This is a genomic window from Phenylobacterium sp., from assembly GCF_013822795.1.
In the GTDB taxonomy this organism is placed as follows: Bacteria; Pseudomonadota; Alphaproteobacteria; order Caulobacterales; family Caulobacteraceae; genus Phenylobacterium.
In genome coordinates, this window is sequence record NZ_PNLB01000001.1 from 278740 (window position 1) to 292602 (window position 13863).

General features: G+C 68.7%; 13 protein-coding genes. 7 read left to right on the forward strand and 6 right to left on the reverse strand.

Going from position 1 to position 13863, the window contains the following annotated elements; translation table 11 throughout:
• Nucleotides 1-121: 121 nt before the first annotated feature.
• Nucleotides 122-703 (forward strand): hypothetical protein, encoded by a 582-nt coding sequence (locus tag C0481_RS01275; protein WP_293399791.1) that lies wholly within the window; start codon nucleotides 122-124, stop codon nucleotides 701-703.
• A gap of 101 nt (nucleotides 704-804) precedes the next feature.
• Here C0481_RS01275 and C0481_RS01280 read toward each other — a convergent pair whose 3' ends face one another.
• Together C0481_RS01280 and C0481_RS01285 are read right to left on the reverse strand one after the other, a co-directional pair.
• Nucleotides 805-2076 carry a GNAT family N-acetyltransferase gene (locus tag C0481_RS01280; RefSeq protein ID WP_293399794.1) on the reverse strand — a complete coding sequence of 424 codons (1272 nt, stop codon included), beginning with the start codon at nucleotides 2074-2076 and terminating at the stop codon, nucleotides 805-807.
• Between the two features lie 121 nt (nucleotides 2077-2197).
• Nucleotides 2198-4024: an alpha/beta fold hydrolase gene (locus tag C0481_RS01285; protein ID WP_293399797.1), complete on the reverse strand. Its 1827-nt coding sequence runs from the start codon at nucleotides 4022-4024 to the stop codon at nucleotides 2198-2200.
• A gap of 201 nt (nucleotides 4025-4225) precedes the next feature.
• Between C0481_RS01285 and C0481_RS01290 the strand changes: the two genes are divergently transcribed.
• Complete coding sequence (locus C0481_RS01290; RefSeq protein WP_293399800.1) at nucleotides 4226-5248, forward strand: PEPxxWA-CTERM sorting domain-containing protein; 1023 nt, start codon at nucleotides 4226-4228, stop codon at nucleotides 5246-5248.
• A 54-nt stretch (nucleotides 5249-5302) separates the two neighbouring features.
• Here C0481_RS01290 and C0481_RS01295 read toward each other — a convergent pair whose 3' ends face one another.
• Entirely contained in the window at nucleotides 5303-5791 is a 489-nt protein-coding gene (locus C0481_RS01295) for a globin (RefSeq protein WP_293399803.1), read from the reverse strand.
• A gap of 111 nt (nucleotides 5792-5902) precedes the next feature.
• Here C0481_RS01295 and C0481_RS01300 point away from each other — a divergent pair, with 111 nt between their 5' ends.
• A complete protein-coding gene (locus C0481_RS01300) occupies nucleotides 5903-6871 on the forward strand; it encodes a LysR family transcriptional regulator (protein WP_293399806.1) in 969 nt (322 codons plus the stop codon).
• A gap of 46 nt (nucleotides 6872-6917) precedes the next feature.
• Here the strand turns inward: C0481_RS01300 and C0481_RS01305 are convergent, their stop codons facing one another.
• The gene (locus C0481_RS01305) at nucleotides 6918-7148 is read right to left on the reverse strand and encodes a hypothetical protein (protein WP_293399808.1); all 231 of its coding nucleotides are present in this window, start codon (nucleotides 7146-7148) and stop codon (nucleotides 6918-6920) included.
• 99 nt (nucleotides 7149-7247) lie between these two features.
• The gene (locus tag C0481_RS01310; protein WP_293400036.1) at nucleotides 7248-7727 is read right to left on the reverse strand and encodes a 2TM domain-containing protein; all 480 of its coding nucleotides are present in this window, start codon (nucleotides 7725-7727) and stop codon (nucleotides 7248-7250) included.
• 225 nt (nucleotides 7728-7952) lie between these two features.
• Here C0481_RS01310 and C0481_RS01315 point away from each other — a divergent pair, with 225 nt between their 5' ends.
• Nucleotides 7953-8621: an AAA family ATPase gene (locus C0481_RS01315; RefSeq protein ID WP_293399811.1), complete on the forward strand. Its 669-nt coding sequence runs from the start codon at nucleotides 7953-7955 to the stop codon at nucleotides 8619-8621.
• On the opposite strand, the gene C0481_RS01320 is transcribed toward C0481_RS01315, so the two are convergent.
• Nucleotides 8611-9351, reverse strand: a complete 741-nt coding sequence (locus C0481_RS01320) for a class I SAM-dependent methyltransferase (protein ID WP_293399814.1) — start codon at nucleotides 9349-9351, stop codon at nucleotides 8611-8613. The two genes, C0481_RS01315 and C0481_RS01320, sit on opposite strands and share 11 nt — an antisense overlap.
• Nucleotides 9352-9470: 119 nt before the next feature.
• On the opposite strand from C0481_RS01320, the gene C0481_RS01325 reads away from it, so the two are divergent.
• The 3 genes from C0481_RS01325 to C0481_RS01335 all read left to right on the forward strand — a co-directional run bounded on the left by C0481_RS01325 (nucleotide 9471) and on the right by C0481_RS01335 (nucleotide 13814).
• On the forward strand, nucleotides 9471-10025 hold the full coding sequence (locus tag C0481_RS01325; protein WP_293399817.1) for an RNA polymerase sigma factor: 555 nt from the start codon (nucleotides 9471-9473) through the stop codon (nucleotides 10023-10025).
• Complete coding sequence (locus C0481_RS01330) at nucleotides 10018-11028, forward strand: FecR domain-containing protein (protein ID WP_293399820.1); 1011 nt, start codon at nucleotides 10018-10020, stop codon at nucleotides 11026-11028. The genes C0481_RS01325 and C0481_RS01330 overlap by 8 nt, the downstream gene beginning before the upstream one ends.
• 122 nt (nucleotides 11029-11150) lie before the next feature.
• The gene (locus tag C0481_RS01335) at nucleotides 11151-13814 is read left to right on the forward strand and encodes a TonB-dependent receptor (protein ID WP_293399823.1); all 2664 of its coding nucleotides are present in this window, start codon (nucleotides 11151-11153) and stop codon (nucleotides 13812-13814) included.
• The last annotated feature ends 49 nt before the right edge of the window (nucleotides 13815-13863 follow it).

Below are 13863 nucleotides of genomic sequence, written 5' to 3' on the forward strand. Positions count from 1 at the left end.
GACGTTCGCTTTGGTCCGCTCTCAGGTGGATCGCCGCCCGTGCTCAGGTATCGGCGCGCATGACTTTGCAATTGCCGAAGGGTGTAACGCGGGCAGGGAACAACATCCGCTGAGGACCTCCATGCGTGCTTTTCTGCTTGCGCTCGCCACCATCGGCAGCTTGGCCGCTGCAGCGCCGTCTCTCGCCCAGACCTTGAAGGTGAACCAAGATATCAGCATCGACGTCACCGGATTTAGCGGCGATCCGAAGATCCTGTCCGACATGGTGACCAAGATCGAGTCCCTGAACGGAGGTCGAGTGGCTGCGGTAACTTTTGACAACGTCGGCGGCGCGCCGGGCTACTCGGCCATCGTGTTGAATGGAGCGGACGTCAGGTTTTGGCGGCTCGACAGTCCGACCAGTGACGCAGTTGAGATTATCGGTGCGTCCGTTCCGTCGTGGATGTTGAACTGGAAGGCCCAACGGCGCGCGACCGCCGTCAAGGACGCCAAGGTTTCGCTAGCCGACGCGATCCGCACGGCACAAGCGGCACGGAAGGGCGCACCGGCGGTCGTGGCCGGCATTGCGAGAAGCGCCTCCAACCCGACCTCGGAGGTCCACGCCTACATGGTCGGAATCCTCAAAGACGGCCGGCTGGAGCGCGTCGCCGTGGACTCGCAATCGGGAAGGCCGATCGAGAATCCCGAGGCCCTGGAATGGTGACGGCTTCCTTCCACCCGTTGCGGACGTGCTGGCGGCAGAGCCGCCTATAGCTCCAGGAGGTAGGTCCGCGACCGCGATCGATCCGGACCTGCAGCCGGGGATCACGGGCGCGGCGCCAGGACCTTGGACCACCAGTAGGACCGGTCGAGCGGATGGAACGTGCTGGAATAGGCCGAGATCGCCGCGGTGTTGAAGTGAGCCGTGGAGATCCGCGCCCGGCGGAGGCCCAGACCGCGCATGCGCCGCAAGCCTTCCGCCAACAGGGCCCGAGCCAGCCTGCGCCCGCGAAAGTCGGGATGTGTTCCCATCGGCTCAAATATCCCGACACCCGAGCGTTCATCCGCCCAACAGATGCAGTTCGCGGCCAGAGCGCCGTCGGGCGCCAACGCTATGAGGTCGAGATCGGGCCGATAGATGGGCGATGTGCGCAGGCTCTCATAGGCGGTGGCCGAGAAGGTGGAGCGAGCGTTCGCGATGCCGATGTGGTCGAGCGCGCTCCAAGCGTCCCGATGAGAGGCGGCCCGCTGCTCGGGATCGACGCCTGAGCTGTCGCGCACCATGAAGCCGGGAGGGAGCTCGACGTCTGGGCCGGCCTGGGCGAGGTCGAGTTCAAAGTGGACGCTCTCCGGCCCGCCGCGCTCAAAGCCCAACCGCGACAAGCCGGCGATCCGCACCGGGTCGCCCTGGAACGCCCGGACCGAAAGCGTCGTGGTCTGGCCTGCGCCTCGGCTTCGCAGGAGCGAGTCCTCCGCCCACGCGATAATGTCCGGCAGCCAGAGTTCGCCGGTGGGCGTGGCCTCAAGCCAAAGCTGCCCGGGGCCGACGAACCAGGCGATCGCTTCAACAGCGCCTTGCCGATCCCAAAGCCTGATCGGACGCCGCGCGTCATACTGGTCGCGAAGCGCCCAGGCGACGTCGCCGGGATGCCAGGTGGAAGCTAGAGAAGATCGCTCGGCTAGCGACCGGCTGGCGAACTGCAGCAGGGCTTCCAGATCGCTTGCGCCGAGGTATGGCCGGCTGGTGGGCGCGACTGAGCGCAGAGGCCGCCCGACGCCGTTCGCTTCGAGATGAGCGCGCAAGACGGTCGCCGTCTCGACGATCTGACGCCAGCCATCGTCACCCAGGGCCGCCGCGCCGAATTTCTGAAGTTGCTCTCCTAGCCGATCGAGCAGCGGCTCTTCATTCGGGAACAGCCAGCTCCCCGCGCCTTGGCGCGGGTCATCGTGGATTTCCATATCGACGAGCAGGACATGGCGGGCCACCGCGAGGCGGCCTTCGGTGAGCCGATGATGGGTGAGCACCAGCAAGGCGAGATAGAGCCAGCGACGGTCGGGTTCGAGCCAAGCAAGCGGATTTACGGGTAGCTTCGCCATCGGGCCAAGCTGCCCTGCGAACGGCGTGGAATCCACCCGTGGCTGACGGGGCGCGGCTCGGTCGGCGTAGCTACGCTCAACTCCATCGGCGTCCGCTTCCCCGGCCGTGGGCTCACCTTGCCTAACCCGCGAGTGCTTCGGCCACGAGGTCAGGATGGGTCATCGCCAGGAAGCGGCCTCCCTCGCTTACGATCTCGAAATCGGCCCCAGGCAGCAGCTGACGCCAGTAGGTCAGGACCACCTCGGGCTCGTAGAGCACATCCGAAGCGCCAAGCAGGATGCGCCAGCCACGAGCGCCCTCGAAGGGCGGCGGCTTGCCAGCTCGAGAGATGGCGGCTTGCTCCCGCAGGAAACCCTCCCAGCGGCCGGTGGCGAACATGCGCACCGAGCGGAAGAAGTCCGCAACGATCTCAGGATCGCTGCTGGCCTTCTGGTCCGGCGGACTGCCGCGGGTCCACTGGATCATCATCTTGGAGAGCCGTTGGTGAGTGAGCTGGCCGGCCAGGAATGGCGCCAATACGCGGCCCACGGCTGGATTGCGGACCAGGGCGGTCTTGATGACGCCGAGCGGGCCGACACCGCGGCCGCTCAGGCGGTACGGCGGGCCGGGGTTGACCAGGACCACCCGTCCGATGGCGTCCGGCAGGGCGTGAGCCAGAGCGACCAGGAACTGGGCGGCGCCGCGAGAAACGATGTCGACCCGCCGGATCTTCAGGTGTGCAAGCACCTGGGGCACGTCGCCCACGGCCGCGCCGAAGGGGTCAGCGGCGGCCTCATGGTACGGCAGGGAATCAGACAGGCCGAAACCGGGCCGGTCGATCGAGATTGGTCGGTAGCCGGCCTGGTGGAGGGCGCGCAGCAGTTTCCGCGACACGATCCGGCTGGTCATCGAGGAATGGAGCACCAGCACCGGCTTGCCGGATGAGGGCCCGTAGTCGGAGAACGCAATCCGGCTGCCGTCCGGACGAAGCACGAAGCGCAGCGGTTCGGACTGATCCTCTACGTAGCCGACGCCACCGGCGGTGGCGTGGGTGAGCCATGACAAGGCGCGGGCTTCCACCAGCTTGCGCGCCAACTCAGCGCCCGAAGTGACCTGGAGGAGGGAGAAGGCGGCGTCGAGCTCCTTTTTCACCAGGGCCAGGCTGACGCCCATCAGCTCGGCGGCCTCTTCTCGCGTCGCGCCCTCGGCCAGCATGCCGGCGATCGCAATCTGACGTTCGCTGAGCCCCCAGACATCGGCCAGCACGCCGCTGGCTGCGCCCTGGCCAGGGAAGACCCCAAAGGCAAGCGTGGTCAGGCGGGTGACCAAGCCCGGCAGTCGCTGGGCGCCGACGCGCCTCATGGCCTCGGCCAGGGCCTCACGGGCGGTCTGGTAGGAAAGACCCAGATTCTCGGCCGCCGCCTTGATCGCCCCGGCCCGGATCGTCTCGAGAGCGACGCGGGTTTGCAGGCCATTCAAGCCATAGGCGACACAGGCGTCACGGAGGGGCGGAGCGTCGCTGTCGAGCGCGGTGGTCAGAACCACTACCGCGCGTGGGTGCGCCGCGGCGGCCTCGTGTATCTGGCGCGGCACTCGCCAGGTGGTGACGCGGTCGGCCGGCGCATAGGCGACAAGGCAGGTGGCGGGTTCGTCGTCGCGTTCGATGCAGACCCAAGCCGGGTCCGCGCCCGCAGCGAAATCGGCCAAACGGAGCTTGTCCACCAGGTGTTCAAAGCCGCCGTCCTCGAAGGCGGGGGTGGCCGCGCAACGGTGTCCCCGGGAATCATACACCGCCGCCGCGACGGTGCGCGCATCGATGATCGGAAGGCCCACGACGTCCAGATGACCGAAGACTGGGGCGGCGACCTCGCGGGCCCAGGAAGGCGATGTCTCGTCCGCCAGCGCCTGTTCGAGCTCGTCGACCCAAACGCCCAGAGTGCGGCCGAGGGCATGCGCCTCCAGCGGCAAAATCCTGCCTGACTCCAAAGCCAACTGTCGCCCCCCACGCGAACCCTGCAAGGCCGTTCGCCGGAGGCGCGAAGCGCCCCCAAAGAGGACCCTACAAACGGATATTGCGGCTCAGGCCGCGATTTTGACAACTTGGCCCGAAGGCCTGCCACCGCGGATCGCGACAGCACGAGGGGGTTTCAGGCTACACGGGGGGAGTTAATGACGAATTTCAAAAATCGATTCATCGGCCTGCTGGCCACCACGGCGGTGGTCACTGGCGTGACCGCGACTGGCGCGGCTGCAGCGGAAGAAGACACTCTGGCCTGGAGTTCGGCGTACGCGGGGGTGGGCGTCTGCCAGGTCGGCGTGACCTGCGGACAGCCGAACGGCGTCAATTGGGTCGCGCGGCGACAGGTTTCCGACAGCGACGTGCTCACTTACTCGACCACCGTCGGGCCGCAGGACTACCTCGGCGTCACGAACGGCGGCTACTTCGGCAATGCGTGGGCCTCCGCCGAAGCCGGCCAAGGGCTGCTGGCGCTGCCGGAGTTGCACGCCTACGCCGAGAGCCGGTCAATCGGACTTGGGTACATGAGCAATCCCTTCATCGGGGTCGACGTGGCCCTGGTGCAAGCGGTGCAGGCCTACACCAACACCTCTGGACGCGATCTCATCATCCCGCTGAGCGCCTTTCAGGGCGTGGTGGATTTCGGCATGAGCGGCGCCCCCGGCACTGTGTCGGCGGGGATTGCGGTCCTGACTGATGTGATCGCGCGCGACCCTGCCGTCGCGAGTCTGTGGTCGGCGGCGGGCGGAATTGGCCACTTCGGCGAGTTCTCCGCTGGTTGCGGCACGGCCGGCGCACTGGCCTTCGGCCAGTCGGGCGCGATGAACTTCAATCCTGGCCCTCAGACCCAGTATCTGAACGTCGCGGCCAGCTCCTGCGGCGGCGACTCCTTCACCCTGGCGGCTGACGAGACATTCTATGTCTGGGCCCGCCTCGGGGTATCGCACAGCGCTCAGGGCGCGACCGACGCGTCCCATACTTTCAACGTGTCCATCGCTCCCGTCTACCAGGACGAAGTCGAGCAGAACCTCGCTCCGGCCCTCAGACTCGCCAGCGGCGCTAACCTGGACATCCCGATCTCACCCGTTCCTGAGCCAAGTACGTGGGCGCTGATGATCACCGGCTTCGGTGCAGCCGGCGCGGCCCTGCGCCGTCGAAAGAGCTTCGCGGTCTGAGCAAAGCGGACGCCTCCGCAAGGTCCGGTCAACGGATCGCGGAGGCTACCAAGCCTAGCTCAGTGGTTCGCCACGCTGGAAGGCGGCGACGCGGGGGGCGTGGTAGGCGCTGACCACGTCGTTGCGCGGGGTGGCCTGGACGTAGACGTCGATCTCGGCGAGCAGGGCGTCCCAGGCCTGGGCCAACGGCGGGGTGAAGGCTGGGCCGAGCACCTCGCGGACGGCGTCGCGGACCACGGTGAAGAAGGTGGCGAACACGTCGCGCGGGACGTCGTAGCCCTCGTGGGTGATGATCTCGGTCTCGATCATGTGGTCGGCGTAGCGGCGCTCGCCGATGAAATCGAGGATCGCGGCGAAGGTGCGCGACAGCATCTCGCCCTTGATGGCGCCCGTGGTGTCGCGCCAGAAGTAGGGCTCCATGTGCGGCTGGAGCTCGAACAGCCGCTTGTAGACGATGGGCGTCGGGTCTTCGCAGAGCTCGGCCAGCTGTTCCAGGCTGGCCTCGATTTCCGCGGCGCGCGCAAAGGCAGGGGCTTTCGACATCTGTTTCTCCCGTGGGTCTCTGAGGACCTTGGCGAGGAGCCTAGACCGGTCGCGGGCGGCTCGAAACGGATGATCTTGGAATTCACGACATAACCAGGTGTTATGTCCGTGATGGCCGAACATGCGAAAACGAAGGGTGCCGGCGCGGCGCGGCGGCAGGTCGCCCAGACCCTGCGGCAGACCAACCTCGACCTGCTGCCGATCCTGCTGTCGCTGCTGCGGACCCGCAGCGTGACGGCCAGCGCCCGCGAGCTGGGCATCAGCCAGCCGGCGGTCAGCAAGGCGTTGCGCCAGTTGCGCGAGGCGTTCGCCGACGACCTGATCGTCTCCCGCGGGCGGGAGGCCAAGCTCACCGAGCGCGGGCAGGCGATCCTGGGACCGCTGGGGGCGATCCTCTGGGACCTGGAGCTGCTGTATGAGCCGCCGCGGGCGTTCGAGCCGAAGAGCGAGGCGCTGCGCATCGTCATCCGCACCGCCGACTATGTGACCGTGCTGCTGGCCCCGCAGCTGGCGAGGCTGTGCGCCCAGGAGGCGCCGCGGGTCGACCTGCGGTTCCTGGAACAGACTCCGGGCGAGACCGAGGACCGCGACCAGATCGACTTCTTCATCGTGCCGCGCCCAGTCGGGCGGACCTTCGGCAAGCGGATGGAGCGGATGGCGCTGTGGCGTGACGAGATGGTCTGCATCGCTGCGCGCCGCGACGCGCGGTGGGGCGAGGTGATCACCCCTGCCGAGTTTCGCGCCGCGCGACAGGTGGTCTACCAGGTCGGCGAGCGTAGCGCCCTGGCGCGGGCCGGGCTGATCCAGCCGACCTCGGTGCTGGAGGTCGCGCCGGTCTGCGAGGTGCCGAACTTCCTGGTGATGGGAGCGATCGTCGAAGAGGCTGAAGGTCTGGCGCTCGTGCCCCGCAAGCTGGCCCAGGAGCTGGCCCGCTCACGCGACATCCGGCTGCTGGAGATCGAGTTTCCTGACCGGCGGCTGGACATCGACGCCTTCTGGAGCCAGGCGGCGGGGGCGCGGCGCGGTCACGCTTGGTTCCAGGGGCTGCTGGCCCGCGCCGCCGCGCAGCTGCCGGCCTAGGGGCGGGAGGCGACCAAGGCGGAGGCCCTGGTCGCCGGTTCGCGCCCTACTTGGAGGGGCTGGTGTCCGGAGTGTTGGCCGTCGTCGCGCCGCCGTCGGCGTTGCCGGCCTGTTGTTCGATAGCATCGGCCTGGGCGTTGAGTTGCTTTTCGGCCGCTTCGTTGTGGGTGGCGGCGGCCTGCGCTTCGAGGGCGTCGGCCTGCTTCTCAGCCACCTTGTCCTGGGGGCTGTTGCAGGCGGTAAGCATCAGCGCCGCGGCGCCGGCCGTAATGAGCATCAGGTTTCGCACGGGGTTACCTCTCGATTTCGTTACCTGAGTGATAGCGCCGGGCTGGCGCAAAGGTTCACTCGAACGTGAGCGGCGCCCCCCGTGGGCCTAGAGCTTTCGGCCGAGGTGCTTCTCAACTTGGCGGCGTTCCCACGCCCCGTCGAGGAACGGCACGAAGGAGAATACGCTGGCGCCGTGGGCCAGGAGGCCTAGGCCCCAACCGAGCGCCGGCCAGACGAACCACAGGTACTGCGGGTAGCCCATCAGGTTGATGACGGCGAGGATCGGGATGACGATCAGGTACTGGGTCAGGTGGACGTAGAACGCCTTGACCTTGCGCACGTGGGCGAGGGCCAGGGCTTCATCGGGCCGGACGTCTTGCATGATATCGGGGCGGGTCGTGTCCATGGACGGCTCCTTCAAGCGGTCGAGGTCTGTTTCAAAGACCGCCGCGAGGGCGTTCATGGTCTCGAGGCTGCCGGGCTGGCCGCGCTCGAGCCGCTGAACGGTGCGGACGCTGAGGCCCGATACTTCTGCGAGCTGTTCCTGGGACCAGCCTTTTTGCAGTCGCAGCTTCTGGATCAGCATGTCCAAAGTCCTCGTCGGAGATCGCCCCGACCGTGAAGGATGAAGGCCTGTCGGCTCCACGTCAGCAACCCGCCAGCCGCCCGCCAGCAACGCGACGGCAGGGCGACAGGACCCCGACAGACTAGGCCGAGCAAGCCGCCGCGCCAACTTGTCGCGACCCTGGACAAGGCCGCGGCGGCGGGTCAGACGTTGACCGGGGCGCAGAGCGTTTCGCACGAGGTGAGTTTGAAGACGTTGGCGGTCATCGCCCTGAAGGGGGGCTCGGGGAAGACCACGGTGGCGACCCACCTGGCGCTGGCCGCGCACCTGCGGGGGACGCAGGCGCTGCTGGTCGACACTGATCCGCAGAACTCGGCGCGCGACATCCTGGAGACGCGCGAAGGCGGCGGCCCGGAGGTGGTGAGCGCCACCGCGCGCAACGTGCTGGCCGCGCAGTTCGGGGCGCTGTCACAGGGCAAGGAGCTGCTGATCATCGACACCGCGGCCGGCGCCGTGGAATCGGTCGGCGAGGCGGTGGTGCTGGCCGACTTCGCGCTGATGGTGGTGCGCCCGACCCTGATCGACCTGTCGGGGCTGGCGCGGACGCTGAGCCTGGTGCGCAAGATCGGCAAGCCGTCGGCGGTGGTGATGAACCAGGCCCCGGTGGCGCGCGGCAACATCGAGGCGCCGCTGGTCAAGCGGGCGATGAAGGGACTGGACTACATGCGCGCCGACGTCGCCCCGGCGATCCTGCGCTCGCGCTCGATCTATCAGACGGCGCTGGAGCGGGGCCGTTCGGCCGAGGAGTCGCCCGACCGCGCCGCGGCGGGTGAGATCGCCGCGCTGTGGGACTTCGTCGACGGCCGGCTGCGCGCCCTGCCGGCGGCGCAGGTCAGGGACGGGCTCAGCGCCTGACCGCGCGCAGCAGGAATCGCGAATAGGTGAAGCGCAGCGGGCCGCCCTGGCGATGCAGCCCGAGCAGCGTTTGCGCGTGGGTCTCGACATCGAAGCCTTCGATCACCCAGGGGATGGCGGTCAGGAAGTAGGCCAGGGCCCCGACGTCGGCGAAGGTCACCGGGCCGCGCCAGGCCTGCGCCAGTTCGACCTCGCAGCCGAGCTCGGTGAAAGCCTTGGCGGCGGCCTCGAGCGTGTTGCCTGGATAGGCGAGCTGCGCGCCGAACGCGGCGGCCAGGTCGCCCAGATTGTCGCCGCCGACCTGCTGGGTCAGGAACACGCCGCCGGGTTTCAGGACCCGGCGCATCTCGGCCGGGCGAAAGCCCCCGTGGCGGTTGAGGATCAGGTCGAAAGCGGCGCCTTCGAACGGCATGCCCGAGGCGGTGTTGGCCCGGTGGACCTGGACGCCCAACGGCTCCAGCCGTGCGCGGGCGACCGGCAGGTTGGGCGCATAGCCCTCGACCGCCGTGGCGCGGCCGGGGAACGGGGCGAAGGACGAAAACACCTCGCCGCCGCCGGTGGCGATGTCGAGGATGTCGTGGGACCGGGCGACCGCGGCGCGGGCGAGGTCCGGATAGGACCACGGCGGATCGGCTTCGATCATGCGGCCGTCGAGATAAGAGAAGTCCCAGCCGGCGAACGGCGCGGCGGCGTCGCGCTTCCACTGTTCGATGAGGGCGTCGGAGGTCATGGCGAGCACTGTGCTGGGGGTGGCGCTGCGGCGCAACGGCCCCGCTCGGGCTTTGTTTTTCCAAGCTTCAGCATGTATGCCGGTCGCGCCCGGGGAGGGGCGCGTGCACGATGTCGCGGATGCTGCGGGCATTCCTGGAGAACGAGAGCGGCATCCGGCGCTTCCTGTCGCGGCTGGTGCGCCGGCCGCAGGACGTGGACGACCTGACCCAGGAAACCTTCCTGCGGGCCTATGCGGCCGAGGGCGATCAAGACGTCGCCGCGCCGCGCGCCTACCTCTATCGCGTGGCCAAGAACCTGGCGCTCAACGAGAAGGTACGGCACGCCAACACCCGCACCTCGTCGCTGGAGGACGAGGCGCAGCCGCCGCAGGACGTGCAGGCGCCGTCGGGCGAGGCCCACGTTTATGGCCGCCAGAAGCTGGAGCTGTTCGCTGAGGCGGTCGACACGCTGCCGCCGCAGTGCCGCGAGGTGTTCCTGCTGCGCAAGGTGCATGGGCTGTCGCAGAAGGAGGTGGCGCGCCGGCTCGGGGTCTCGGAGGGGACGGTGGAGAAGCACGTCGCCGCGGGGCTCGTGAAGTGCGCGCAGTACCTGCGCCAGCGGGGCTATGATGCGGGACGGGTCAAGGCCCCCGAAGCGGCGCGGGCCCAGGCAAGGAGCGGCCGCGATGTCTGACAAGATCGTCCGCTTGGTCCATTCCAACGTCGTGCAGGAGGAAGCTGCGGCCTGGATCGCGCGCCTCGACCGCGAGGGCCCGCGTCCTGAACTGGTGGCGGAGTTCGAGGTCTGGCAGGCGCAGAGCCCGCGCCATGCGCAGGCCGCCCAGGACCTGGCCGCGCTGTGGACCGATCTCGACGCCCTGGCCGAGACTGCGCCAGCCCCTGCCGTGAAGGCGAGCGGGCGGCGGCGGGTTCTGGCGGCGGGGGCGGCGATGGCCGCGAGCGTGGCGCTGGCCGCTGGTCTGTGGATGGCGCAACGGCCTGCCGCGGCGCCGACCCTCTATGACGCGCCGGTCGGGACCCACCGGCTGATCGCGCTGGCGGATGGATCGAAGATCGACCTCAACACCGGCGGTCAGGTGGAGGTGCGCTACACCGGCAAGTCCCGTGACATCCGGCTGCTGAAGGGCGAGGCCTATTTCGAGGTGGTGCCCGACGCGGCGCGGCCGTTCTCGGTCTACGCCCAGAGCGGAGTGGTGCGGGCGCTGGGCACCGCCTTCGCGGTGCGGCTCGACGGCGGCGAGGTCGAGGTGACCCTGACCAAGGGCGTGGTCGAACTGGCCAAGCTGGACGCGCCCGCGAGTCTGGAGCAGGCCGCCGCCGCCCCGCGTCGGCGGCTAGCGACGCTGTCGGCGGCGATGGGAGCCGAGAGCGCGACGATCGCCCCGGACGGCGCGCTCAGCCGCGAGGCCGGAACCGAAGAGGCCGACCGCAAGCTGGCCTGGCGGCGAGGAATGCTCGTGTTCGCCGGAGAGACCCTGCCCGAGGTGGTGGCCGACGTCTCGCGCTACACCGACGTCGATATCGAGATCGCCGATCCGGCCCTGAACGATCTGCGGGTGGCGGGCAATTTCAAGGCCGGCGAGGTCGAGGCCATGCTCGAGGCGCTGCAGACCGGGTTCGGGGTGCGCGTCGAGCGGGCCGGCGACAAGCGCGTGAGGCTGTCCGCAGGTTCGTGACCGCTTCGCCAGTCCCCGCGTTCGGCCCGTCGCGCCCGCGCCGCAAAAAAGTTTCGTCGGCCGCTGGGGGATTTTCGGCGCTGATCTGTCCTTCCCGCCATGGCCGGTGGCCAGGCGCAGCTGTGAGCCGAACACCAGGCCAGGACATGGGGGCCGTGCGGCGCCTGGCCTGCGGCGTCCTGCTGGCGGGCCTGGCGCTGGCTGCGGTGTCGTCGGGGACAGCGGCTGCACAGACGCGGACCTCGGGCTCGGCGGCGCGGTGCGACGTGAAGATCGCCGAGCCGACGTTGGGCCAGGCGCTCGCGGCGCTGTCGCGCCAATGCGGCGCGCCGCTGCTCTACCCCTATGACCTGGCGATGACGCGGGGCGTGAGCCCCGTCCGTGGACGCTACACAGTCGACGAAGCCCTGCGGGTGATGCTGCAGGGACTGCCTCTCACCGGTGAACAAACGGCCAGCGGGACCATCACGGTCTCTCGGTCGGACAGCATCGGGGAGAGAAACATGTATCGAGCAGGATCCTGGATGGCGGGCGTCTCGGCGCTGGCCATGGCGTTCGGCGCGGCCCAGGCGCAGGCGGCGGAAGAGGCACCGACCACGGTCGATGAGCTCATCGTGACGGCGACCAAGCGGGCCGAGCCGCTGCAGAAGGTGCCGCTGAGCATCTCGGCGATCAGCGGCGAGCAGTTGTCGGACCGCGGGGTGGAGAGTTTCGCCGACCTGGCACGGACCGTCCCGGGCGTGGTGCAGACCGGCAACGCCAGCTTCGCCAAGTTCGCGGTGCGCGGCATCTCGACCTCGAACACGACGTCCAGCCCCGGCGAGCAGAAGGCGGTGGCGGTCTATATGGACGACCTGCCGCTGACGTCGTTCTCGATCCTGACGCCGGAGATCCGGCCCTACGACATCAGTCGGGTCGAGGTGCTGCGCGGGCCGCAGGGAACGCTGTTCGGCTCCGGCACCCTGACCGGGGCGGTCCGCTTCATCACCAATAAGCCGGACGCCGGCGGTTTCGACGCCAGCGTCGACGTCGATCTGGGCGACACCCAGGGCGGCGGCGGTCGCGGCCGCTACAACGGCATGATCAATTTGCCGATCGTCGAGGACGAGCTGGCGGTGCGCCTGGTCGGCTACTACCGCGACGAGGGGGGCTACATCTCCAACGACGTTCGCGGTGAGAAGAACGTCGACAACGCGCGCGGCTGGGGCGCGCGCGGCGGCCTGCGCTGGACGCCGAACGACCTGTTCAGCGCCACCCTGACGGCGACCTACGACAAGAACGAAATCGGCGACGCTTCGGCCTTCGACCCGGCGGCGGGCTTCCGCAAGGCGACCTCGCGCATTCCGTTCGAGGCCGACATCGAGCTGACCAGCGTCAACGCGGTGCTGGCCTATGACCTGGGCTGGGCGGACCTGAGTTCGTCGACGACCTTTGCACGGGCCGACACCGCCTGGCAGCTGGACGTCGACACGGTGCTGGCCCCGCTGGTGCAGTTCTATTTCGGCGAACAGATCGTCACCGACAGCTTCGTCGAGGACCTGCGGCTGGTCTCGAAGGGCGGCGAGCGTTTCGACTGGGTGGTCGGGGCCTTTTATCTCGACCAGAAGTCCGACTTCCTGGATGTGACCTTCGCCTCGCAATCGTATCTGAGCGCCATGGGCATCAGCGGCCTGCCGGCGACGCTGAACCGCTTCAGCCCGGGCGGCGACTACGCCCGCGATGTGCGCAAGCGGAAGAACTACGAGGCGGCGCTCTACGGCGAGGGCACCTACAATTTCACCGACACCCTGTCGCTGACCGGCGGCCTGCGGATCACCAACTACGAGTACAGCGACCGTGCGCTGGACGGCTACAACGCCACCACCAACTTCCTGACCGCGGTGTTCACCGGCGGGAACCAGGCGATCGAGCTGACCCCGACGCCGGCGGCGTACCTGACCACCGGCCGCAAGACCAAGACCACCGGCAAGGTCAGCCTGAACTGGCGGCCGACCTCGGAGGCGACGCTCTACGCCCTGGCTTCGCAGGGCTTCCGGCGCGGACATCCCAACGGTGGCTCGTCGCTGAACGGCGGCAAGAGCGCCGTGGACCCGAGCGACCCGACCATCGTGCCGGCGGCGGCCGAGGCGGACTCGCTGTGGAACTACGAGCTGGGGGCCAAGACCTCGTGGCTGAACGGCCGGCTGATCGCCAACGTCGCGGCCTACTACATTCCCTGGGGCCCGATGCAGGTCAGCCTGGTGCGCCAGTCCGACAGCGCCCCGTTCGTCGGCAACATCGGGAAGGCGGTATCGCAGGGCGTTGAGGTCGAGCTGCGCGCGCGGCCGACCTATGGGCTGGACCTGGGGCTGAACCTGACCCTGCAGGACGCCAAGGTGACGTCGGTCAATCCGACCGAGGCGCTGATCTCCGGCGCCGTCGACGGCGCGCGGCTGGCCTCGCCGAACTTCCAGGCCCAGGGCTTCGCACGCTACACCTGGGAGCTGGCCGGCGGCGACGAAGTCTATGTGCAGGCGGCCGCCCAGCACGTCGGCTCGTATCCGAACTCGTTCCCGAACACGCCCGGCGTCGGGACCCCAAGCCCGAACTTCTTCAAGGTCCCGTCCTACGAGAACCTCGACCTGGCGGCGGGCTGGAGCCGCGGCGACCTGAAGCTCGTCGTCTATGGCGAGAACGTGCTGAACAACGACACCTACGTCGGGATCAACGCGTCGGGCTCGGCGACCAGCCGCTACTCGATCCTGCGGCCGCGCACGCTCGGCGTGCGGGTCGGCTGGAAATACTGACCGGCAAGGCCCGTCCCGGCCGCCGAGCCGGGACGGGCGCTTCCCAAAA

What these genes read in the sequence shown, in the direction of transcription:
- C0481_RS01275 (WP_293399791.1), top strand. Translation starts at nt 122, where the DNA reads ATGCGTGCTTTTCTGCTTGCGCTCGCCACCATCGGCAGCTTGGCCGCT.
- C0481_RS01280 (WP_293399794.1), bottom strand. Translation starts at nt 2,076, where the DNA reads ATGGCGAAGCTACCCGTAAATCCGCTTGCTTGGCTCGAACCCGACCGT.
- C0481_RS01290 (WP_293399800.1), top strand. Translation starts at nt 4,226, where the DNA reads ATGACGAATTTCAAAAATCGATTCATCGGCCTGCTGGCCACCACGGCG.
- C0481_RS01295 (WP_293399803.1), bottom strand. Translation starts at nt 5,791, where the DNA reads ATGTCGAAAGCCCCTGCCTTTGCGCGCGCCGCGGAAATCGAGGCCAGC.
- C0481_RS01300 (WP_293399806.1), top strand. Translation starts at nt 5,903, where the DNA reads ATGGCCGAACATGCGAAAACGAAGGGTGCCGGCGCGGCGCGGCGGCAG.
- C0481_RS01305 (WP_293399808.1), bottom strand. Translation starts at nt 7,148, where the DNA reads ATGCTCATTACGGCCGGCGCCGCGGCGCTGATGCTTACCGCCTGCAAC.
- C0481_RS01310 (WP_293400036.1), bottom strand. Translation starts at nt 7,727, where the DNA reads ATGCTGATCCAGAAGCTGCGACTGCAAAAAGGCTGGTCCCAGGAACAG.
- C0481_RS01320 (WP_293399814.1), bottom strand. Translation starts at nt 9,351, where the DNA reads ATGACCTCCGACGCCCTCATCGAACAGTGGAAGCGCGACGCCGCCGCG.
- C0481_RS01325 (WP_293399817.1), top strand. Translation starts at nt 9,471, where the DNA reads ATGCTGCGGGCATTCCTGGAGAACGAGAGCGGCATCCGGCGCTTCCTG.
- C0481_RS01330 (WP_293399820.1), top strand. Translation starts at nt 10,018, where the DNA reads ATGTCTGACAAGATCGTCCGCTTGGTCCATTCCAACGTCGTGCAGGAG.